Genomic DNA, 19,963 nt, shown 5'->3' with positions numbered 1-19,963 from the left:
GCCAGCGCATCGCCGTCGCCGGCGATACCGCCTTCGCCTTCGCCTATCCGCATCTCTTGGCGGCCTGGCGCGAGGCGGGGGCGGAGATTCTGCCGTTCTCGCCGCTGGCCGACGAGGCGCCGAACCTGGCCGCCGATGCGGTCTACCTCCCGGGTGGCTATCCCGAGCTCCAGGCCGGCCGCTTGGCACACAACGGCCGCTTCCTCGACGGGCTGCGCGCGGCGGCCGGGCAGGGCCGGGCGATCTATGGAGAATGCGGCGGCTACATGGTGCTCGGCACCGGCCTCACCGATGCCGAGGGGAGCCGCCACGCCATGGCCGGGCTGCTGCCGGTCGAGACTTCCTTCGCCGAGCGCAGACTGCATCTGGGCTATCGCCGCGCCGCGCTGGCCGCCGCGATGCCGCTCGGTGCCGCCGGCACTCTGTGGCGCGGGCACGAGTTCCACTATGCCTCGATCCTGTCCGAAGGGCCGGGCGAGGCGCTGTTCGAGGCCTGGGATTCGGAAGGCGCGCCGCTGGGCCGCCTCGGCCGTCGCGCCGGCTCCGTCTTCGGCTCCTTCTTCCACCTGATCGACCGGGCATGAGCATGGTTCCGCATGGCGGCGATCTGGCCGCAGCCGAGGCCCGCTGGGGCCGTCCCGCCAAGGGCTGGCTCGACCTCTCCACCGGCATCAACCCGATGCCCTATCCGGTCCCGGCGATCGACCCCACCGCGTGGCAGCGGCTGCCGCAGCACGACCGGCTGCGCGCACTGCTGGAGACCGCGCGGGCCTGCTACGCCGCCCCGGCGGACGCACCGATCGTCGCCGCGCCCGGCACCCAGATCCTGATCCAGCTGCTGCCGCGGCTGCGCCCCGGCGCCCGGGTGGCGATCCTCGGCCCGACCTATGGCGAGCACGCCGCCTGCTGGGCCGCCGAGAGCGCCACGGTGGCCAACGTCGGCTCGCTCGACGAGGCCGCGGCCGCCGAGGTCGTGGTGCTGGTCAACCCGAACAACCCCGACGGCCGGATCATCGGCTCCGAACGCCTGCTGGCGCTCGCCAGCGACCTGGCGGCGCGCGCCGGACTGCTGGTGGTCGACGAGGCCTTCGCCGAGGTGACGCCCAGGGGCAGCGTCGCGTCCGAGGCCGGACGCCCCGGCCTGTTGATTCTCCGATCGTTCGGTAAATTCTTCGGCCTGGCCGGCATCCGCCTCGGCTTCGCCCTGGGCGCGGCGGCGGAGATCGACCGGCTGGCGCGGCTGCTCGGCCCCTGGGCGGTGCCCGGACCGGCGATCGAGATCGGCATCGCGGCCCTGTCGGACCAGGGCTGGCAGGACGAGATGCGGGCCCGCCTGTCGGCCGCTGCCGACCGGCTCACCGATCTGCTCACGGCCCATGGCTTCGCCGATCGCGGCGGCACCGATCTGTTCCGGCTGGTGGAGCACCCGGAGGCGGCAAGGGTCTGGGACCGCCTCGGCCGCGCCGGCATCCTGGTCCGGCCCTTCCCGGACCGGCCGGCGTTGCTGCGCTTCGGCTTGCCGGGCAACGACGGAGACTTCGTCCGGCTCGCCGCCGCGCTCTCGGTCGAACCCTGAATCTGTTTTAAACTTAAAGCATTTCATGATTAGATGGATCCAATCGCTTCCGCCCGACGGGGGCGCGTGAAAGACTGGCGGCGCGATCGGCGGCCACAGCCGGCGCGACGGGAAAAACGGGGGAGAGCATCATGGCGAGACGCATCCTGCTGGCGGCCGCGCTGATGGCGACGGTGTCGCTCGCGGCGCAGGCGGAAGAGGGCAAGCTCAAGGTCGGCTTCATGGCCACGCTCTCCGGCCCGCCGGCGGCGCTGGGCCAGCACATGCGCGACGGCTTCCAGCTCGGGGTCAAGGAGCTGGGCGGCACGCTCGGCGGCCTGCCGACCGAGGTGGTGGTCGAGGATGACGAGCTGAAGCCCGACATCGCCGTCAACAAGGTGCGCAAGCTGCTGGAGAGCGACCAGGTCGACATCGTCGTCGGCGTCGTCTTCTCCAACGTCATGATGGCGATCGCCAAGCCGGTGACCGACGCCGAAAAGATCCTGATCAGCCCGAATGCCGGGCCGTCGCCCTTGGCCGGCAAGGGCTGCAGCCCGTACTTCTTCTCGGTCTCCTACCAGAACGACCAGAACCACGAGGTCATGGGCAAATATGCCCAGGACAAGGGCTGGGCCAAGGTCGCCCTGATCGCCCCGAACTACCAGGCCGGCAAGGACGCCCTGGCCGGCTTCAAGCGCCACTACAAGGGCGAGGTGGTCGAGGAGATCTACACCCAGGTCAACCAGCAGGATTTTTCCGCCGAGCTGGCGAAGATCGCGGCGGCCGAGCCGCAGGGCGTGTTCGTGTTCATGCCCGGCGGCTCCGGCGTCAACCTGGTGCGGCAGTACCGCCAGGCCGGCCTGGCCGACCGCATCCCGTTCCTGTCCGCCTTCACCGTCGACGAGACCACGCTGCCGGCCACCAAGGACGCGGCGCTCGGCCTGTTCGCCGGGGCGCAGTGGGCGCCGAATCTCGACAACCCCGCCAACAAGGCCTTCGTCGCCGCCTTCGAGAAGGAATACGGCTACGCGCCGGCGCTCTACGCCGCCAACGGCTACGACGCCGCCAAGCTGATCGACGCCGCCATCCGCCAGGCCGGCGGCAAGACCGATGCGGAGACGCTGAAGACCGCCATCCGCGACGCCGAATGGACCAGCGTCCGCGGCGACTTCGCCTGGAACAAGAACAACTTCCCGGTCCAGGACTTCTATTTGACCGAGGTGGTGAAGCGCGACGACGGCAAGATCGTCACCAGCCGGGTCGAGACCGTCTTCCCGCATTACGGCGACGCCTACGCCGACCAGTGCAAGATGGATTGAGCGGAAGGACGGCCGGCCGGTGAGCACCACCCTCCTGGTCGTCCAGGCCCTGAACGGGCTGCAGCTCGGCGTGCTGCTGTTCCTGATCGCGGCCGGGCTGACGCTGGTCTTCGGGGTGATGGACTTCATCAACCTGGCGCATGGCGTGCAGTACATGCTGGGCGCCTATTTCGCCGTCGCCTTCTACGGGCTGACCGGGCATTTCCTGCTGGCCCTGCTGCTGGCGCTGGCGGCGGCGCTGCTGCTGGGCCTGCTGCTCGAAGTCCTGGTCTTCCGGCACCTCTACGGCCGCAGCCATCTCGACCAGGTGCTGGCCACTTTCGGGCTGATCCTGTTCTTCAACGAAGCGGTGCGGGCGATCTGGGGCTCGTCGCCGCTGAGCTATCCGACGCCGGAGGCGCTGTCGGGGTCGATCGCGCTGATGCCGGGGCTGCTGTACCCGGTCTACCGCCTCGCCGTGCTGGCGGCCGGGCTCGGCGTCGCCCTGCTGCTGTGGCTGCTGATCGCGCGCACCCGGGTCGGCATGCGCGTCCGGGCCGGGGCCAGCAACGCCGACATGGTCTCGGCGCTGGGCGTCAACATCCGCCGGCTGTTCATGATCGTGTTCGGCGTCGGCACCATGCTGGCGGGCTTCGCCGGCGCCCTGGCCGGGCCGATCTTCGCGGTCGAGCCGAACATGGGCGACAACTTCCTGATCCTCGCCTTCGTCGTCATCGTCATCGGCGGCATCGGCTCGATCAAGGGCGCCTTCATGGCGTCGCTGCTGGTCGGCCTGGTCGACACGCTCGGCCGGTCCTTCGCCACCGACCTGTTCCGCCTGGTGCTGGCGCCCGCCGCCGCCAACCAGGTCGGGCCGGCGCTGGCCTCGATGCTGATCTACCTGCTGATGGCCGTGATCCTGTTCTGGCGCCCGGCCGGGCTGTTCCCCGCCCATGGCCAGTGACGCGATGACCACAGCGGAAATCGGCGCATCCCCGTCCGCGCTGCGCTCGGTCTGGCCGGCGCTGCTGATCTTCGCCGTGCTGGCGCTGGTGCCGGTCGCGGCGCCGCTGCTCGGCGGCACCTATCCGCTGACCGTGGCCGGCCGGATCATGATCTTCGCCATCGCCGCGGTCAGCCTCGACCTGATCCTCGGCTATGGCGGGCTGGTCTCCTTTGGCCATGCCGCCTTCCTCGGCCTCGGCGCCTATGCCGTCGGCATCCTGATGGATGCGGGGCTGGAGGAGGGGCTGGTCCTGCTGCCGGCGGCGATGCTGGCCGCCGCGGCCTTCGCGCTGCTGACCGGCGCCGTGTCGCTGAAGACCCGCGGCGTGCACTACATCATGATCACCCTGGCCTTCGGCCAGATGGCCTATTTCACCATGACCAGCCTGTCCGCCTATGGCGGCGACGACGGGCTGACGCTGTGGTCCCGGCCGCTGGTCGCCGGCTTTGATTGGCTGAACGACCGGTCAGCCTTTTACTACATCGTCCTGCTTCTGCTGGTCGCCGCCTGGGCGCTGTGCCGCGCCATCACCCGGTCGCGCTTCGGCCGGGTGCTGCGCGGCTGCCGCGAGGACGAGGAGCGGATGCGCGCCCTCGGCTACGACCCCTTCGCCTATCGCCTGGCCGCCACCGTGATCGCCGGGGCCATCGCCGGGCTGGCCGGGGCGCTGCTGGCGATCCAGGCGGAGTTCGTCAGCCCGGCCTACATGTCCTGGCAGCGTTCGGGCGAGCTGATCGTGATGGTGGTGCTGGGCGGCATCGGCAGCCTGCACGGCGCCATCGTTGGCGCCGCTGCCTTCCTGCTGGCCGAGGAGCTGCTGTCCGGCGTCACCGAGCATTGGCGGCTGATCTTCGGGCCGCTCTTGATCCTGGTGGTGCTGTTCCTGCGCGGCGGGCTGGGCGGGCTGCTGGGAAAGGTGCGGCATGACTGATCCGGTCTTAGCCGTTGACGGCCTGTGCAAGCGCTTCGGCGCCCTGACCGTCACCGACGGCGTCGGCTTCGACGTCCGGCCCGGCGAGATCCACGCCCTGATCGGCCCGAACGGCGCCGGCAAGACCACGCTGATCCAGCAGATCTGCGGCCGCCTGGTGCCCGATGCCGGCACCATCCGCTTCCTCGGCGAGGACATCACCCGCCTGCCGACGCATCGCCGGGCTCAGCGCGGCCTGGCCCGCACCTTCCAGATCACCCGCCTGCTGCCCGGCTTCACCACGCTGCAGAACGTGGCGACGGCAGTTCAGCGCCGGCGCGGCTCCAGCTTCCGTTTCATCCGGCCGGTCGGCCGCGACCCTGAGATCGACGCGGCGGCCCGGGCGCTGCTGCAGCGCACCGGCCTCGGCAGCCGCGCCGAGGTGCCGGCCGCCACGCTGAGCCATGGCGAGAAGCGCCAGCTCGAGCTCGCCATGGCCCTGGCGCTGGAGCCGAAGCTGCTGGTGCTGGACGAGCCGATGGCCGGCACCGGGCGCGAGGAGACGGCCAAGCTGGTCGAGCTGCTGCGCGGCCTGGCCGGCACCCTGCCGATGATCCTGGTCGAGCACGACATGAGCGCGGTTTTCGCCCTGGCCGACCGCATCTCGGTCCTGGTCTACGGCCGCGTCATCGCCACCGGCACGCCCGCCGAGATCCGTGCCAGCCCCGGGGTCCGCGCCGCCTATCTCGGCGAGGAGGCTGCGTGACCGCGCTGCTGGAGATCGAGGGGCTGGAGGCCGGCTATGGCGGCGCCCAGGTGCTGTTCGGCGTGTCCCTGACCGTGGCGGCGGGCGAGATCGCGACGCTGCTCGGCCGCAACGGCATGGGCAAGACCACGACGATTCGCAGCCTGCTGGGCCTGCTGCGCCCGGGCGCCGGCCGCATCCGCTTCGACGGCGCCGACATCACCGGCCTGCCGCCCTACCGAGTCGCCCAGGCCGGCATCGGGCTGGTGCCGGAGGGGCGGCAGATCTTCCCGACCCTGACGGTCGAGGAGAACCTGGTCGCCACCGCCGCCGACCGTTTCCGCCGCGCCGCGCCCTGGACGCTCGACCGGGTCTATGCCGTCTTCCCGCGGCTGGCGGAGCGGCGGCGGCATCGCGGGTCCCAGCTGTCCGGCGGCGAGCAGCAGATGCTGGCGATCGGCCGGGCGCTGATGACCAACCCGAAGCTGCTGGTGCTGGACGAGGCGACCGAAGGGCTGGCGCCGCTGATCCGGGCCGAGATCTGGAGCTGCCTCGACCGGCTGAAGGGCGAGGGCCAGTCGATCCTGATCGTCGACAAGACCCTCGACGCCCTGCTGCGCCTGGCCCAGCGCCACGCGGTGATCGAGAAGGGGCGGGTGGCATGGACCGGCACCAGCGCCGAGCTCGCCACAGCCGAGGGCATACGGGACCGCTATCTCGCGCTATGATCGGGATATCGTCGTCCAGCCCGGGAGTGCCAGATGAACACCGCCAACCTCCAGCTCGAAGGCGTCTATGCCGCCCTGACCGCGCTGATGACGGCGCTGCGCGACAAGGGACTGCTCAGCGTCGATGAGATCGACCAGGCGCTGGCCAAGGCGGAATCCTGCCTGGTTGCCGATGTCCGGCGCCCGGCCGAGGTCAGCGCCGCCAATGTCGAGGCGATCTGCTTCCCGCTGCGCTATCTCCGCATGGCCAACAAGGCCGCGGCCGAGGAGCCGGCGCCGGCCTTCTCCGTCCTCGCCGCCCGCGTCGGGCAGAGCAAGGTGCGCGGGCAAACTGTCTGACAAATAGCCGTTGCGTCGCCTCCCGACCGCTGCCAGAGTTTCGCCGGGGCTCGGAAGAAGCCTCGGGTGACTGCGTTTCGACAGCACGATTTTGGGAGGACGTTCATGGGCGATCGCGAGCATCGCAGCCGGCGTGATTTCATCATGGCCGCTGCGGCCACGGCCGGCGCGGCAGCCGCGCTCGGCGGGCTGGATTTCAAGATGGCGGCCCAGGCGGCGGAAGCCGCGGGCCGGTCCGAAAAGCCGCTGAAGGCGGCCTTCTCCAACGCCGGGCTGCAGGCCACCTGGTGCGCCCAGGGCAAGCAGGCGGCGGAATACTGGGGCAAGCTGTTCAACGTCGAGATCACCTGGTTCGACGGCGAGCTGGCGGCGCCGAAGCAGCGCGCCGCGATCGACAACATGGCGTCCCAGAAATGGGATTTCGTGGCGATCCAGGCCTTCGGCATCGGCACCCTGACCCAGCCGGTGCAGAAGATGATCGACGCCGGCATCCCGGTGATCGACATGGACACGCTGATCGCGCCGCTGGACCAGCTCAATGTCCATTCCTTCCTGGCCCCGGACAACGAGTTCATGGGCGGGGCCGTGACCCAGGCGCTGTGCAACGCCATCAATGGCGAGGGCACGATCATCATGACCCAGGGCGCGCTCGGGCACACCGGGGCGCAGGGCCGGGCCCGCGGCTTCGAATCGGTGGTCAAGCAGTTCCCGAAGATCGAGGTGCTGAACACCGACCCGGCCGACTGGGACGTGTCGAAGACGGCGCGCATCTGGGAAACCCACCTGACCAAGTACCCGAAGATCAGCGCCGCCTTCTTCCACAATGACGACATGGCGCTGGCCGCCTACAACGTGATGAAGGCCCGCAACCGGACCGACATCCTGATCGGCGGCGTCGACGCCATGCCGCCGGCGATCCAGGCGGTGGCGGATGGGCGCATGTACGCCACCGTGCGCAACCCGTCCTGCCGCATCCATGGCGGCGCGGTGATCGCCGGGGTCGCGGCCGTGACTGCCGGCGAGAAGAGCGGCGAGGGCGGCATCCCGAAATCCGTGGTCACCGACGGTCCGGTCGTGACCAAGGCGAACGCGGCCGGGATGCAGTGGATGCAGGACCACTTCCTGATCTGATCCCATCGGTAGGAGAGGTATTTCAGGATTTCCGGAACCGTCATTGCGAGCGCAGCGAAGCAATCCAGGGCCAAGCGAACCGGCCCCTGGATTGCTTCGTCGGCTGCGCCTCCTCGCAATGACGACGAGGGCGGACGCTTGGAAACGCTGAACAGACCCGGACGATGACCCAGACCCTTGTGCTCGAGCTCAGCGGCATCTCGAAGGCGTTCGGCGGCGTCCGAGCCCTTCGCGATGTCGACTTCGCGCTCAAGGCCGGCGAGATCCATGGCCTGGTCGGCGAGAACGGCGCCGGCAAGTCGACCCTGATGAAGATCATCGCCGGCGTGCATTCCGGGTATGAGGGCCGGATGCAGATCGACGGGCGGGAGGTCCGATTCCGCTCGGCCCGCGACGCGCTGGCCGCCGGCGTCGGCATGGTGCATCAGGAGCTGAGCATCGTGCCGGACCTCAGCGTCGCCGAGAACGTGTTCCTTGGCGCGCAGCCGCTGACCCGGCTCGGCCTGGTCGATTGGGCCGGCATGCGGCGCGCGGCGGAGGAGCAGCTGCGCCGCCTCGGCATCGACCTCGACCCGCGCACCCCGGCCGGCGCGCTTCCGATCGGGCTGCAGCAGTTGATCGAGATCGCCCGCGTGCTGTTCTCCGGCGCCCGCATCATCATCCTGGACGAGCCGACCTCCGCCCTGTCGCCGCCGGAGATCGAGCGGCTGTTCGGCGTGCTGCGGCGGCTGCGCGACGAGGGGCGCAGCTTCGTCTTCATCTCGCATTTCCTCGACGACATCCTGCGGATCTCCGATTCGGTGACGGTGTTCCGCAACGGCCAGCGGGTCATGAGCGCGCCGGCCGCCGAGACCGACAAGATGATGCTGATCGACCGCATGATCGGCGCCGGCCATGACGAGCTGGAGGAGAGCTACACCGGCGAGTTCCGGCTCGACCCGAAGCCCGGCCATCCGGTGGTGCTGTCGGTCGACAGGCTGTCGCTGGCCGGCCGCTACCGCGACATCTCGCTCGAGGTGCGGGCCGGCGAGGTGCTGGGCATCTACGGCTTCATGGGCTGCGGCCAGCTCGAGCTGGCGCGCACCCTGTTCGGCAAGCTGCCATCCGACAGCGGCCGGATCTCGGTCGCCGGGCGCCCGGCGCGACTGTCCAGCACCGCCAAGGCGCGGCGGGCCGGCATCGCCTTCGTGCCGGAGAGCCGACGGGCGATGCTGTTCCACCATGAGCCGATCTACAAGAACGTCTCGATCGCCATCCTCGACCGGATCTCGCGCTGGCTGCTGAAGCCGGAATCCGAGCGCGGCATCGCCCGGAAGCACGTCGAGACGCTGCGCATCCGCACCCCGCATGTCGATGCCGAGCTCGGCGCGCTGTCGGGCGGCAACCAGCAGAAAGTGGCGCTGGCCAAGTGGCTGACCTACCCACCGCGCGTGCTGATCCTCAGCGAGCCGACCCGCGGCATGGATGTCGGCGCCAAGGAGGATGTGGTCGGTATCGTCCGCGGCCTGCGCGACCAGGGCATCGGTGTCGTGGTGGTCTCGGCCGAGCCGGAGACGGTGCTGGCGCTGGCCGACCGCATCCTGGTGATGCGCAAGGGCCAGATCGCCCGTGAATTCGCGGACGGCACGGTCAGCAAGGACCGCCTGCTCGAGGCGGCGTGACAGGAATGTCGGGCATCTCTTTGCATGTCATACCAATGACCTTTGAGATGGACTCCTCGGTCCTTTCCCCGTCATGGCGAGGCGCGGAGCGCCGTGGCCATCCAGGGGCCGGTGCCGCTGATGGCCACGCCCCTTCGGGGCTCGCCGTGACGACTTTGTATTTCGGATCGCTATAGGGGCGGAAACCTGATGGGCGCGCAGACCACACAGACCACCCGCAGCACCGGCGCCAGGCTCGGCGCGATGCTGGGCAGCCAGCTGCGCAACATCGCGCCCTTCATCACGCTGATCGCCCTGCTGGTGTTCTTCGGCGTCGCCAGCCCGTCCTTCCTGACGGTCGACAATTTCAGCAACGTCCTGAACCAGGTGTCGGTCACGGCGATTATCGCCGTCGGCCTGACCTTCGTCATCCTGTGTGCCGAGATCGACCTGTCGGTCGCCGCCATCGCCAACGCCGCCGGCATCGTCGTCGCCTTCCTGACGGTGCAGGAATCCTATGTGAACATCGCCAATGTGCCGCTGCCGGGCTGGGCCGCGATCCTGGTGGCGCTGGCGAGCTGTGCCGTGCTGGGCCTGATCAATGCCTTCGGCGTGACCCGGATCGGCATCCCGTCCTTCATCATGACGCTGGCGATGATGCAGATCGGCGCCGGCATCTGCGCCATGCTGGTGCGCGGCCAGATCGCCTATGCCGTGCCGCCGATCCTCGTCACCCTGGGCTCGGGGTCGATCGGCGGCGTTCCCTGGATCGTGATCGTGGCCGGGATCACGCTGCTGATCGCCCATCTGGTGCTGACCTATACGCGCTTCGGCCGCTACGTCTACATGGTCGGCGGCAACCGCGAGGCGGCGGAGTTCTCCGGCGTCAATGTCCGGGTCGTCATCGGCGCGGTGATGGTGATCTCGGCGGTGTGCTCGGGCCTCGCCGGCATGCTCGGCGTGGCCTATTTCGGCAGCGCCCAGCAGAACGAGTTCGACACCTTCCTGCTCGACGCCATCGCCGCGGTGGTGGTGGGCGGCACCAGCCTGTTCGGCGGCCGTGGCGGCATCGGCAACACCATCGTTGGCGTGCTGATCCTGGGCGTGCTGAACAACGGCCTGGACCATGTCGATATCGACAGCTTCCTGAAGATCCTGATCCGCGGCCTGATCCTGCTGGCGGCCCTGGTGATCAACGTCTACGCTCAGCGCCTGCGGACGGTGCGCGGCGCTACGTCCGCTTGACGGCGCCGCGCCGATCCCTATCTAGGGGACGCCCGGCGCCCTTTCGTCGAGGTCGATGCACCAGAGACGAGCATATATGACGGAGCCCATGGCCACCTCGCAGACCGGCCCGGTCGCGCCTACGGACGAGCACGAGGACATCCTGTATCCGGAGGCGGGTCCGTTCGTCCTGCTCCACCTCGCCGCCTTCGCGGCGATCTGGACCGGCGTCACCTGGCAGTCCGTGGCGATCTGCATGGTCCTGTATTTCCTGCGAATCTTCGCGATCGGGGCCGGCTACCACCGCTATTTCGCCCATCGCGCCTATTCCACCGGCCGGGTGTTCCAGTTCATCCTGGCCTTCCTGTCGCAGAGCACGGCGCAGAAGAGCACGCTGTGGTGGGCCGCCAAGCACCGGCACCACCACCTTCATTCCGACACCGAGCAGGACGTGCATTCGCCCCGGCACCGGGGCTTCGTCTATGCCCATCTCGGCTGGATCTTCTCGACCCGCCACCGTACGACGGATCTGAGCAAGATCGCCGATTTCGCGCGCTACCCCGAGCTGATGCTGCTGCACAAATACGAGCTGACCCCGGCCGTCATCCTGGCCGCGATCACCTTCCTGATCGGCGGCTGGCCCGGGCTGGTTGTCGGCTTCGTCTGGAGCACGGTGCTGGTCTATCACGGCACCTTCTGCATCAACTCCCTGGCCCATGTGCATGGCCGCAAGCGCTATGTCACCGGCGACGATTCCCGCAACAACTGGCTGCTCGCCCTGATGACCATGGGCGAGGGCTGGCACAACAACCACCATGCCTATCAGAGCAGCGTGCGCCAGGGCTTCAGATGGTGGGAGGTCGACCCGACCTTCTACATCCTGAAGGCCCTGTCCTGGTGCGGCGTGGTCTGGAACCTCAAAACTCCGCCCGAGGCCGTGCTGCGCAACGAGCAGCGGCTCGGCACCAAGATCATCGAGCGCGCAGCGGCCGAGCTGGCGGCCAGCTTCCCGACCGAGCGGATCGCGGCGGCGCTGCACGAGGCGCTGGCCCATGCCCATGCGCCGACCTTGGCCGACCTCCGCGACGCTTTGGCGACCGCGCAGCACAAGACCGTGGACCTGCTGGCCAAGGCGCATCTCCCGAGCTTTCCGACGCGGGATGAGGTCCGGCTGCGGGCGGCGGCGATGTTCGCGAAGTCCCGGTCGATGGAGGACATCGTCGAGCGGGCCCACCGCCTGGTCCTGGAAGCCGTCGGCCGGCGCCTGGCCGCGGCCTGAGCCGCGGCATCGATTGACCGCCCGCGATACGCCGCCTACTGTGCCGCCATCGCGCAGCCGGTTCCCCGAAGGCGGACGCCCGAGGGGTGAAAAGGGAACGCGGGATGGCCGATCCTTGGCCTGATCCGCGGCTGCCCCCGCAACTGTAGGCGGCGAGCCCACCTCCGACAGCCACTGGCCGATGGCCGGGAAGGCGGAGGCAGGCGATGACCCGCGAGCCAGGAGACCTGCCGGCGAGGCGATGCGTGCGAACCGCCGGGCGGGGTGAACCGGTGGCGCGGGATGCGCGGCGCCTCTCGGGCACCGTCTCCGGCGTCCAAGCCCTGTCCGGCCGAGCGAAGGGCGAGGGCATGTTGCACCGACCGATTCATGGCTGAGCTCCCGGCGGCGACGCTGGTGCTGGGCGGCGCCCGGTCGGGCAAGAGCCGCCATGCCGAGGCGCTGGTCGAGAGCCAGCCCGGCGACTGCATCTACCTCGCCACCGCCGAGGCCTGGGATGCCGAGATGGTGGAGCGCATCTCCCACCACCAGGCGCAGCGCGGCTCGCGCTGGCGCACCGTCGAGGCGCCGCTCGACCTGGTCGAGACGCTGGGCCAGGCCGCCGGTCCCGGCCGTGCCGTGCTGGTCGACTGCCTGACGCTCTGGCTGTCCAACCTGATGCATGCCGACCGCGACATCGCCGCCGAGACCGACCGGCTGGTGCGCTGGCTCGCGGCGCCGCCCGGCCCGGTGGTGCTGGTGTCGAACGAGGTAGGGCTCGGCATCGTCCCCGACAACGCCCTGGCCCGCGCCTTCCGCGACCATGCCGGGCGCCTGCACCAGGCCGTGGCCGCCGTCGTGCCCTCGGTCGTCTTCGTCGCCGCCGGCCTTCCCCTGACCCTGAAATCCGCCTGAGGACCCCGAATGCCCGCAAAGATTCCGGCCACCGTCGTCACCGGCTTCCTCGGCGCCGGCAAGACCACGCTGATCCGCCACCTGCTGCAGACCGCGAACGGCCGCCGGCTGGCGCTGATCATCAACGAGTTCGGCGATGTCGGCGTGGACGGTGACCTGCTGCGCAGCTGCGGCGACGCCACCTGCCGCGAGGAGGATGTGGTGGAGCTGGCCAATGGCTGCATCTGCTGCACCGTGGCCGACGACTTCATCCCGACGATCGAGAAGCTGCTGGCCCGCGCCGAGCCGCCGGAGCACATCGTGATCGAAACCAGCGGCCTGGCCCTGCCGAAGCCCCTGGTCAAGGCGTTCGGCTGGCCGGAGATCCGCACCCGGGTGACGGTCGACGGCGTCATCACCGTGATCGACGGCGCCGCCGTGGCCGAGGGCCGCTTCGTGCCGGACGAGGAGGCCCTGGCGGCTCAGCGCGCGGCCGCCCCAGTTGGTTCAGCGGGGGCGCTGGACCATGACAGCCCGCTGGAGGAGCTGTTTGAGGACCAGCTGGCCTGCGCCGACATGGTGATCCTGAACAAGACCGACCTGCTGGACGACTCGTCGCTGTCCGCCGTCTCGACCGGCCTCGCCGCCCAGCTGCGGCCGGGGGTCAAGGTGGTCAAGGCCCGGCACGGCGCCATCGACGCCGGGGTGCTGCTGGGCCTCGGCGCCGCGGCCGAGGACGACCTGGCGGCGCGCCCCTCGCATCACGATGCGGAGGAGGAGCACGACCACGATGATTTCGAGAGCTTCCATGTCGATCTCGGCACCGTCGCCGACCCGGATGCCCTGGCGCGCAAGCTGAAGCCGGTGATCGAGGCGCATGACATCCTGCGGCTGAAGGGCTTCGCCGCGGTCGCTGGCAAGCCGATGCGGCTGGTGGTGCAGGCGGTCGGCGGCCGCATCCAGCACTATTACGACCGCGCCTGGCGCGCCGACGAGGTCCGCGGCACCACCCTGGTGGTGATCGGCGAGCGCGGCCTCGACCGCGCCGCCATCACCGCGGCGCTGGCGGCCTGATGCATCTTCTCGCCGCCAAGCCGGGCAGCATCGCCGACGGGTCGGAGGCGGTCGATCTGGGCCAGAGTCCGGGCGACATCGTCGTCCTGACCGCGGCGGACACCGAGCTCGCCTGCCTGTCGGCGGCGCGGTCCGGATTCGGCGAGGAGTTCCCGCGGCTGCGCCTGGCCAACCTGCTGCAGCTGGGCCACCACCTGTCGGTCGACACCTATGTCGACGACGTGGTCAGCCGGGCGAAGCTGGTGGTGGTGCGGCTGCTGGGCGGCGCCGGCTACTGGCGCTATGGCATCGAGCAGGTGCACGCCGCCTGCCGGCGCGAGGGCATCGCCTTGGCCGTGCTGCCGGGCGACGACAAGCCGGATGCCGATCTCGACGACCTCTCGACCCTGCCGGCAGAGGCGCGGGGCCGGCTATGGCGGTACCTGGTCGAAGGCGGGATTGAGAACGCCCGCAGCTTCCTGGCCTATGCCGCGACCCTGGCCGGCCACGACCTGCCCTGGGCCGAGCCCCGGCCGCTGCTGCGCGCGGGGCTGTACTGGCCGGATCTGAGGCATCCGTCGTTCGCGGAGATCGAGCGGCGGTGGAGCGAAGCGGCTCAGCCCTTGCCAAACACTCTCCCCCTCCCCTTGCGGGAGGGGGGCAGGGGGAGGGGGCTCGCGCCGAAAGAGCCGAATGACGGGGATGAGCCTGATCCCCTCGTCGACAAACCCCACCCCCTACCCCCACCCGCATGGGGAGGGGGAGGATTTGAGGAGGCCGTTCCACATGCCGAGTCGGCCCCCGTCATCGGCCTCGTCTTCTATCGCGCCCTGGTCCAGGCCGGGAACCTGGCGCCGGTCGACGCGCTGGTCGCGACGCTACGGCAGCGCGGGCTGAACCCGCTGCCGGTCTTCGTCTCCAGCCTCAAGGACGCGGTCTCGGCCGAGCTGGTGGCGGACGCCTTCGCCCGCCACCCGCCTTCGGTGATCCTGAACGCCACCAGCTTCGCCGTCTCCAGCCCCGGCGGCCCGGCCCAGCCGACGCCGTTCGACGCGGCGGACTGCCCGGTGCTGCAGGTGGTGTTCTCCGGCGGGGCCGAGGCGGCGTGGCGCGAGGGCACCCGCGGCCTGTCGGCCCAGGACCTGGCGATGAACGTCGCCCTGACCGAGATCGACGGCCGGGTGCTGACCCGCGCCGTGTCGTTCAAGTCGGAGGCGCGCTGGGACAAGCTGACCGAATGCACCGTGGTGTCCTATCGCCCGGTGCCCGACCGCATCGATTTCGTGGCCGATCTCGCCGCCGCCTGGGCCGGGCTGCGCCGCACGCCGCCGGCCGGGCGCAAGGTCGCGCTGGTGCTGGCCAACTACCCGAACCGCGACGGCCGCCTCGGCAACGGCGTCGGCCTCGACACCCCGGCCGGGACGGTCGAGGTTCTGCGCGCGCTGGCGGCTGCCGGCTATGCCGTCGCGGATCTGCCCGCGGATTCGGCGGCGCTGATGGCCCGGGTCTCCGCCGGACCGACCAACGCGCTGGAGGCCCGTGCCGACCGGGCCGGCGGCGTGTCCTATCCCCTGGCCGACTATCGCGCCTATTTCGACGGCCTGCCCGGGGCCGTGCGCATGGCGGTGACGGCCCGCTGGGGCGAGCCCGAGGCCGATCCCTTCGTTGAGGGCGAGGCCTTCCGCCTGGCCGTCCACCGCTTCGGCCATGTCCTCATCGGCGTGCAGCCGGCACGCGGCTACAATATCGACCCGCAGGCGACCTATCACGACCCGGCGCTGGTGCCGCCGCACGGCTATCTGGCCTTCTACGCCTGGCTGCGGCGAGACTTCGGGGCGCAGGCCATCGTCCATATGGGCAAGCACGGCAACCTGGAATGGCTGCCGGGCAAGGCCCTGGCCCTGTCGCAGGACTGCTTCCCGGAGGCCGCCTTCGGCCCCGTGCCGCATCTCTACCCCTTCATCGTCAACGACCCGGGCGAGGGCACCCAGGCCAAGCGCCGGACCGCCGCCGTCATCATCGACCATCTGACGCCGCCACTGACCCGGGCCGAAAGCTACGGCCCGCTGAAGGACCTCGAGGCGCTGGTCGACGAATACTACGAGGCCGCCGGCATGGATCCGCGCCGGCTGGCCCATCTGCGCGACCGCATCCTCGACCTCGCCCGCTCCACCGGGCTGGACCGCGACTGCGGCGTGGCGGCCGACGCCGATTCCGACTCCGCTTTGGCGCAGATCGACAACCATCTCTGCGAGCTGAAGGAGATGCAGATCCGCGACGGGCTGCACATCTTCGGCTGCTCGCCGGAGGGCGACCAGCGCACCGACCTGCTGGTGGCGCTGACCCGGGTGCCGCGCGGGACGGGGCAGGGCGGCGACGCCTCGCTGATCCGCGCCTTGGCGGCCGATCTCGGCCTCGGCTTCGATCCGCTGGATTGCCGTTTCGGCGACGCCTGGGCCGGGCCGCGGCCGGCGGTGCTGGGGCCGGAGACGGGTTGGCGCACCTGTGGCGACACGGTCGAGCGGCTGGAGGGGCTGGCTCGCGACCTCGTCGCCGGTGCGCGGGCACCAGAGCCAGGCTGGGCCGCCACTGCCGCCGTCCTCGGCGAGATCGAAACCACGGTTGCGCCCTCCGTCGACCGCTCCGGCGCCGCCGAGATCGACGGGCTGCTGCGCGGCCTGGATGGGCGCTTCGTGCCGGCCGGCTCTTCCGGCGCGCCGACCCGCGGCCGGCTGGACGTGCTGCCGACCGGCCGCAACTTCTACTCGGTCGACAGCCGCACGGTGCCGACCCCCGCCGCCTGGCATCTCGGCTGGAAATCCGCCTCGCTGCTGGTCGAGCGGCACCGGCAGGAGCATGGCGACTGGCCGCGCACCATGGCGCTCAGCGCCTGGGGCACCAGCAACATGCGCACCGGCGGCGACGACATCGCCCAGGCGCTGGCGCTGCTCGGCGTGCAGCCGCGCTGGGACCCGGCGTCCCGTCGGGTCACCGGCTTCGAGGTCATGCCGGAAGGGGTACTGGGCCGGCCACGGGTGGATGTCACCCTGCGCGTCTCCGGCTTCTTCCGCGACGCCTTCCCGAGCCAGATCGACCTGTTCGACAGCGCCGTCCGCGCCGTCGCCGCGCTGGACGAGCCGGAGGCGGCGAACCCGCTGGCAGCCCGCGTCCGGGCCGAAACGGCGGCGCTGGTCGAGGGCGGGATGCCCGAGGCCGAGGCCCGCCGCCGCGCCGGCTTCCGGGTCTTCGGCTCGAAGCCGGGGGCCTATGGCGCCGGGCTGCAGGCGCTGGTCGACGAGAAGCTGTGGCGGGACGAGGCCGATCTCGGCCGCGCCTATCTGGAATGGGGCGGCTGGGCCTATGGCGACGGGGCCGAGGGCGCGGCGGCGCATGACCTGTTCGCCCGCCGGCTTCAGAAGGTCGAAGCCGTCGTCCACAACCAGGACAACCGCGAGCACGATCTGCTCGATTCCGACGATTACTACCAGTTCGAAGGCGGGCTGGCGGCGGCGATCCACCACCTCTCCGGCGCGCGGCCGACGGTGTGGCACAACGACCATTCGCGCCCCGAGCGGCCGGTGATCCGGACATTGCGCGAGGAGATCGCCCGCGTCGTCCGCGCCCGGGTTGTCAACCCGAAATGGATCCGCGGCGTGATGCGCCACGGCTACAAGGGCGCCTTCGAGATGGCGGCGACGGTCGACTACCTGTTCGCCTTCGCCGCCACCACCGACGCCGTGGCCGACCACCAGTTCGACCTGGTCTATGATGCGATGCTCGGCGACCCCGAGGTGCGGACCTTCCTGGAGCAGGCCAACCCGGCCGCGGCGCGCGAGATTGCGGAGCGGCTGCAGGAGGCGCTGGACCGCGGCCTGTGGCAGCCGCGCGCCAATGCCGTCACCCATGAGCTCGACCTGATGACGAAGGAGCCCCTCTCATGAACACCGACGGCATGACCGAGGACGAGATCAACGCCCGCCACGCCGAGAAGATGGCGAAGAAGAAGGCGGTGCGCGACCGGATGCTGGCCGGCAAGACCATCGAGAAGGGCCTGCTGATCGTCCACACCGGCAAGGGCAAGGGCAAGTCGACCGCCGCCTTCGGCATGGTGCTGCGGTCGATCGGCCACGGCTTCCGCACCGGCGTGGTCCAGTTCGTCAAGGGCAGCTGGGACACCGGCGAGCGCCATGTGCTGGAGCGGTTCCCCGACCTTGTGACCATCGCCGCGATGGGCGAGGGCTTCACCTGGGAGACTCAGGACCGCGAGCGCGACATCGCCGCCGCCCGCGCCGCCTGGGAGGCCGCCAAGGCGATGATCCGCGACCCGTCCTACCGCCTGGTGCTGCTGGACGAGTTGAACATCGTGCTGCGCTACGACTACCTGCCGATCGATGAGGTGGTGGCCTTCCTGCGCGACGAGAAGCCGGCGGACACCCATGTCATCGTCACCGGCCGCAACGCCAAGGATGAGCTGATCGAGATCGCCGACCTGGTCACCGAGATGACGCTGATCAAGCACCCGTTCCGCGACGGGGTGAAGGCGCAGGCCGGGATCGAGTTCTGATGGTCATGCCGTGTTGATGGCTTCCTTTCTTCTGTCATTGCCGGGCTTGACCCGGCAATCCAGGGGCCACGAGCGCAGGCGGTTCCCGGCCTCCCTGGATGCCCGGGTCAAGCCCGGGCATGACAGAAGGGGGAACGGGGCATGAAAGTCCCCGCCCTGATGGTCCAGGGCACCGGCTCCGATGTCGGCAAGTCGCTGATCGTCGCCGGGCTGTGCCGGGTGTTCGCTCGGCGCGGCCTGCGGGTGCGGCCGTTCAAGCCGCAGAACATGTCGAACAACGCCGCGGTGACGGCGGATGGCGGCGAGATCGGCCGGGCCCAAGCGCTGCAGGCGCGGGCCTGCGGCGTCGACCCGACCGTGCACATGAACCCGGTGCTGCTGAAGCCGGAGAGCGAGACCGGCGCCCAGGTGATCGTCCAGGGCCGCCGCATCGCCACGCTGAAGGCCCGCGACTACGCCACCCACAAGCCGCAGTTGCTGGCGGCGGTGCTGGACAGCTTCGCCCGCCTGTCGGCCGAGGCCGACCTGGTGCTGGTCGAGGGCGCCGGCAGCCCGGCCGAGGTCAATCTCCGCGCCGGCGACATCGCCAATATGGGCTTCGCCGAGGCGGCCGACCTGCCGGTGGTGCTGGTCGCCGACATCCACCGCGGCGGCGTCATCGCCAGCCTGGTCGGCACCCATGCGGTGATCGCGCCGGCCGAGGCGGCGCGGATCCGGGGCTTCATCGTCAACCGCTTCCGCGGCGACGCGGCGCTGTTCGCCGATGGCGTGCGGATCGTCGAGGACCGCACCGGCTGGTGCGGTCTCGGCATCGTGCCGCACTGGCCGCAGGCCGCCCGGCTGCCGGCCGAGGACGCCAACGCCCTGGCCGAGATCGAGATGCCGCACGGCCGGGCGATCACCGTCGCCGTGCCGGTGCTGTCGCGCATCGCCAATTTCGACGACCTCGACCCGCTGCGGCTGGAGCCCGACGTGGCGGTGCGGATGGTGCCGCCGGGCGAGGCGCTGCCGGGCGACGCCGACCTGGTGCTGCTGCCGGGGTCGAAATCGACCATCGGCGACCTCGCCTTCCTGCGCGGCCAGGGCTGGGACATCGACATCGCCGCCCATGTCCGGCGCGGCGGGCGGGTGCTGGGCCTCTGCGCCGGCTTCCAGATGCTGGGCCGAAGGCTGCACGATCCGGACGGCATCGACGGCCCGCCGGGCTCGGCCGACGGGCTCGGCCTGCTCGACCTCGAGACCGTGATGACGCCGGAGAAAAGCCTTGTCGCCGTCGCCGGCACGCATTTGCCGACCGGAACGGCGATCCGCGGCTACGAGATGCATGTCGGCCGCACCGAGGGTCCGGCCCTGGCCCGGCCGCTGCTCGACCTCGACGGCCGGCCGGACGGCGCCGTCTCTGCCGATGGCCGCGTCGCCGGCTGCTACGTCCACGGCCTGTTCGCCGCCGACGGCTTCCGTGCCGCCTTCCTGGCCGGGCTCGGGCCGCGCGCCGAGGTCGGCCTGGCCTATGAGGCCACGGTCGACGCCACGCTGGACGGGCTGGCCGACCATCTGGAGCGGCATCTGGACATGGCGGCGCTGGCGCGGATCGCGGGGCTTGCGGCGTAGGTTGGGT

Annotated in this window: 16 protein-coding genes, 1 pseudogene and 1 riboswitch; all 17 genes and pseudogenes read left to right on the top strand. The window is 70.5% G+C overall.

Going from position 1 to position 19,963, the window contains the following annotated elements; all coding sequences use genetic code 11:
• Nucleotides 1–584, top strand: a pseudogene (locus AAHM41_RS07985) (cobyrinate a,c-diamide synthase); the annotation flags it as partial.
• Nucleotides 581–1,576 (top strand): threonine-phosphate decarboxylase CobD, encoded by a 996-nt coding sequence (cobD, locus tag AAHM41_RS07980; protein WP_342235997.1) that lies wholly within the window; start codon nt 581–583, stop codon nt 1,574–1,576. The pseudogene AAHM41_RS07985 and the gene cobD, both read left to right, overlap by 4 nt.
• Nucleotides 1,577–1,707: 131 nt before the next feature.
• On the top strand, nt 1,708–2,874 hold the full coding sequence (locus AAHM41_RS07975; protein ID WP_342235996.1) for an ABC transporter substrate-binding protein: 1,167 nt from the start codon (nt 1,708–1,710) through the stop codon (nt 2,872–2,874).
• A 19-nt stretch (nt 2,875–2,893) separates the two neighbouring features.
• Complete coding sequence (locus AAHM41_RS07970) at nt 2,894–3,817, top strand: branched-chain amino acid ABC transporter permease (RefSeq protein ID WP_342235995.1); 924 nt, start codon at nt 2,894–2,896, stop codon at nt 3,815–3,817.
• 4 nt (nt 3,818–3,821) lie between these two features.
• Complete coding sequence (locus AAHM41_RS07965) at nt 3,822–4,790, top strand: branched-chain amino acid ABC transporter permease (RefSeq protein WP_342235994.1); 969 nt, start codon at nt 3,822–3,824, stop codon at nt 4,788–4,790.
• On the top strand, nt 4,783–5,535 hold the full coding sequence (locus tag AAHM41_RS07960) for an ABC transporter ATP-binding protein (RefSeq protein ID WP_342235993.1): 753 nt from the start codon (nt 4,783–4,785) through the stop codon (nt 5,533–5,535). The genes AAHM41_RS07965 and AAHM41_RS07960 overlap by 8 nt, the downstream gene beginning before the upstream one ends.
• A 5-nt stretch (nt 5,536–5,540) precedes the next feature.
• A complete protein-coding gene (locus AAHM41_RS07955) occupies nt 5,541–6,242 on the top strand; it encodes an ABC transporter ATP-binding protein (RefSeq protein WP_342235998.1) in 702 nt (233 codons plus the stop codon).
• Between the two features lie 33 nt (nt 6,243–6,275).
• The gene (locus tag AAHM41_RS07950; RefSeq protein WP_342235992.1) at nt 6,276–6,581 is read left to right on the top strand and encodes a hypothetical protein; all 306 of its coding nucleotides are present in this window, start codon (nt 6,276–6,278) and stop codon (nt 6,579–6,581) included.
• Nucleotides 6,582–6,686: 105 nt separating this feature from the next.
• Entirely contained in the window at nt 6,687–7,712 is a 1,026-nt protein-coding gene (locus AAHM41_RS07945) for a sugar ABC transporter substrate-binding protein (protein ID WP_342235991.1), read from the top strand.
• A 164-nt stretch (nt 7,713–7,876) separates the two neighbouring features.
• On the top strand, nt 7,877–9,373 hold the full coding sequence (locus tag AAHM41_RS07940) for a sugar ABC transporter ATP-binding protein (protein WP_342235990.1): 1,497 nt from the start codon (nt 7,877–7,879) through the stop codon (nt 9,371–9,373).
• 189 nt (nt 9,374–9,562) lie between these two features.
• Nucleotides 9,563–10,597, top strand: coding sequence for an ABC transporter permease (locus AAHM41_RS07935; protein ID WP_342235989.1), 1,035 nt, complete (start codon nt 9,563–9,565; stop codon nt 10,595–10,597).
• A gap of 76 nt (nt 10,598–10,673) precedes the next feature.
• Nucleotides 10,674–11,855 (top strand): acyl-CoA desaturase, encoded by a 1,182-nt coding sequence (locus tag AAHM41_RS07930; RefSeq protein WP_342235988.1) that lies wholly within the window; start codon nt 10,674–10,676, stop codon nt 11,853–11,855.
• 41 nt (nt 11,856–11,896) lie between these two features.
• A riboswitch (cobalamin riboswitch) is annotated at nt 11,897–12,104 on the top strand.
• 120 nt (nt 12,105–12,224) lie between these two features.
• Nucleotides 12,225–12,749, top strand: coding sequence for a bifunctional adenosylcobinamide kinase/adenosylcobinamide-phosphate guanylyltransferase (gene cobU / locus AAHM41_RS07925; protein WP_342235987.1), 525 nt, complete (start codon nt 12,225–12,227; stop codon nt 12,747–12,749).
• Nucleotides 12,750–12,758: 9 nt separating this feature from the next.
• Complete coding sequence (gene cobW, locus AAHM41_RS07920; protein WP_342235986.1) at nt 12,759–13,802, top strand: cobalamin biosynthesis protein CobW; 1,044 nt, start codon at nt 12,759–12,761, stop codon at nt 13,800–13,802.
• Nucleotides 13,802–17,722, top strand: a complete 3,921-nt coding sequence (gene cobN / locus AAHM41_RS07915) for a cobaltochelatase subunit CobN (protein WP_342235985.1) — start codon at nt 13,802–13,804, stop codon at nt 17,720–17,722. Before cobW ends, cobN begins: the two co-directional genes overlap by 1 nt.
• The gene (gene cobO / locus AAHM41_RS07910; protein ID WP_342235984.1) at nt 17,719–18,345 is read left to right on the top strand and encodes a cob(I)yrinic acid a,c-diamide adenosyltransferase; all 627 of its coding nucleotides are present in this window, start codon (nt 17,719–17,721) and stop codon (nt 18,343–18,345) included. Before cobN ends, cobO begins: the two co-directional genes overlap by 4 nt.
• 141 nt (nt 18,346–18,486) lie before the next feature.
• Entirely contained in the window at nt 18,487–19,956 is a 1,470-nt protein-coding gene (locus tag AAHM41_RS07905) for a cobyric acid synthase (protein WP_342235983.1), read from the top strand.
• Nucleotides 19,957–19,963 lie beyond the last annotated feature (7 nt).

It is taken from the genome of Inquilinus sp. OTU3971 (assembly GCF_038440215.1).
The sequence above is the reverse complement of the archived record's forward strand: the minus strand, read 5'-3'. Positions and strand labels throughout refer to the sequence as shown.

Coding starts and splice junctions, on each gene's coding strand:
- cobU (WP_342235987.1), top strand. CDS start 12,225: ATGGCTGAGCTCCCGGCGGCGACGCTGGTGCTGGGCGGCGCCCGGTCG.
- AAHM41_RS07905 (WP_342235983.1), top strand. CDS start 18,487: ATGAAAGTCCCCGCCCTGATGGTCCAGGGCACCGGCTCCGATGTCGGC.
- AAHM41_RS07965 (WP_342235994.1), top strand. CDS start 3,822: ATGACCACAGCGGAAATCGGCGCATCCCCGTCCGCGCTGCGCTCGGTC.
- cobW (WP_342235986.1), top strand. CDS start 12,759: ATGCCCGCAAAGATTCCGGCCACCGTCGTCACCGGCTTCCTCGGCGCC.
- cobO (WP_342235984.1), top strand. CDS start 17,719: ATGAACACCGACGGCATGACCGAGGACGAGATCAACGCCCGCCACGCC.
- AAHM41_RS07930 (WP_342235988.1), top strand. CDS start 10,674: ATGACGGAGCCCATGGCCACCTCGCAGACCGGCCCGGTCGCGCCTACG.
- AAHM41_RS07940 (WP_342235990.1), top strand. CDS start 7,877: ATGACCCAGACCCTTGTGCTCGAGCTCAGCGGCATCTCGAAGGCGTTC.
- cobN (WP_342235985.1), top strand. CDS start 13,802: ATGCATCTTCTCGCCGCCAAGCCGGGCAGCATCGCCGACGGGTCGGAG.
- AAHM41_RS07975 (WP_342235996.1), top strand. CDS start 1,708: ATGGCGAGACGCATCCTGCTGGCGGCCGCGCTGATGGCGACGGTGTCG.
- AAHM41_RS07960 (WP_342235993.1), top strand. CDS start 4,783: ATGACTGATCCGGTCTTAGCCGTTGACGGCCTGTGCAAGCGCTTCGGC.
- cobD (WP_342235997.1), top strand. CDS start 581: ATGAGCATGGTTCCGCATGGCGGCGATCTGGCCGCAGCCGAGGCCCGC.
- AAHM41_RS07935 (WP_342235989.1), top strand. CDS start 9,563: ATGGGCGCGCAGACCACACAGACCACCCGCAGCACCGGCGCCAGGCTC.
- AAHM41_RS07950 (WP_342235992.1), top strand. CDS start 6,276: ATGAACACCGCCAACCTCCAGCTCGAAGGCGTCTATGCCGCCCTGACC.
- AAHM41_RS07945 (WP_342235991.1), top strand. CDS start 6,687: ATGGGCGATCGCGAGCATCGCAGCCGGCGTGATTTCATCATGGCCGCT.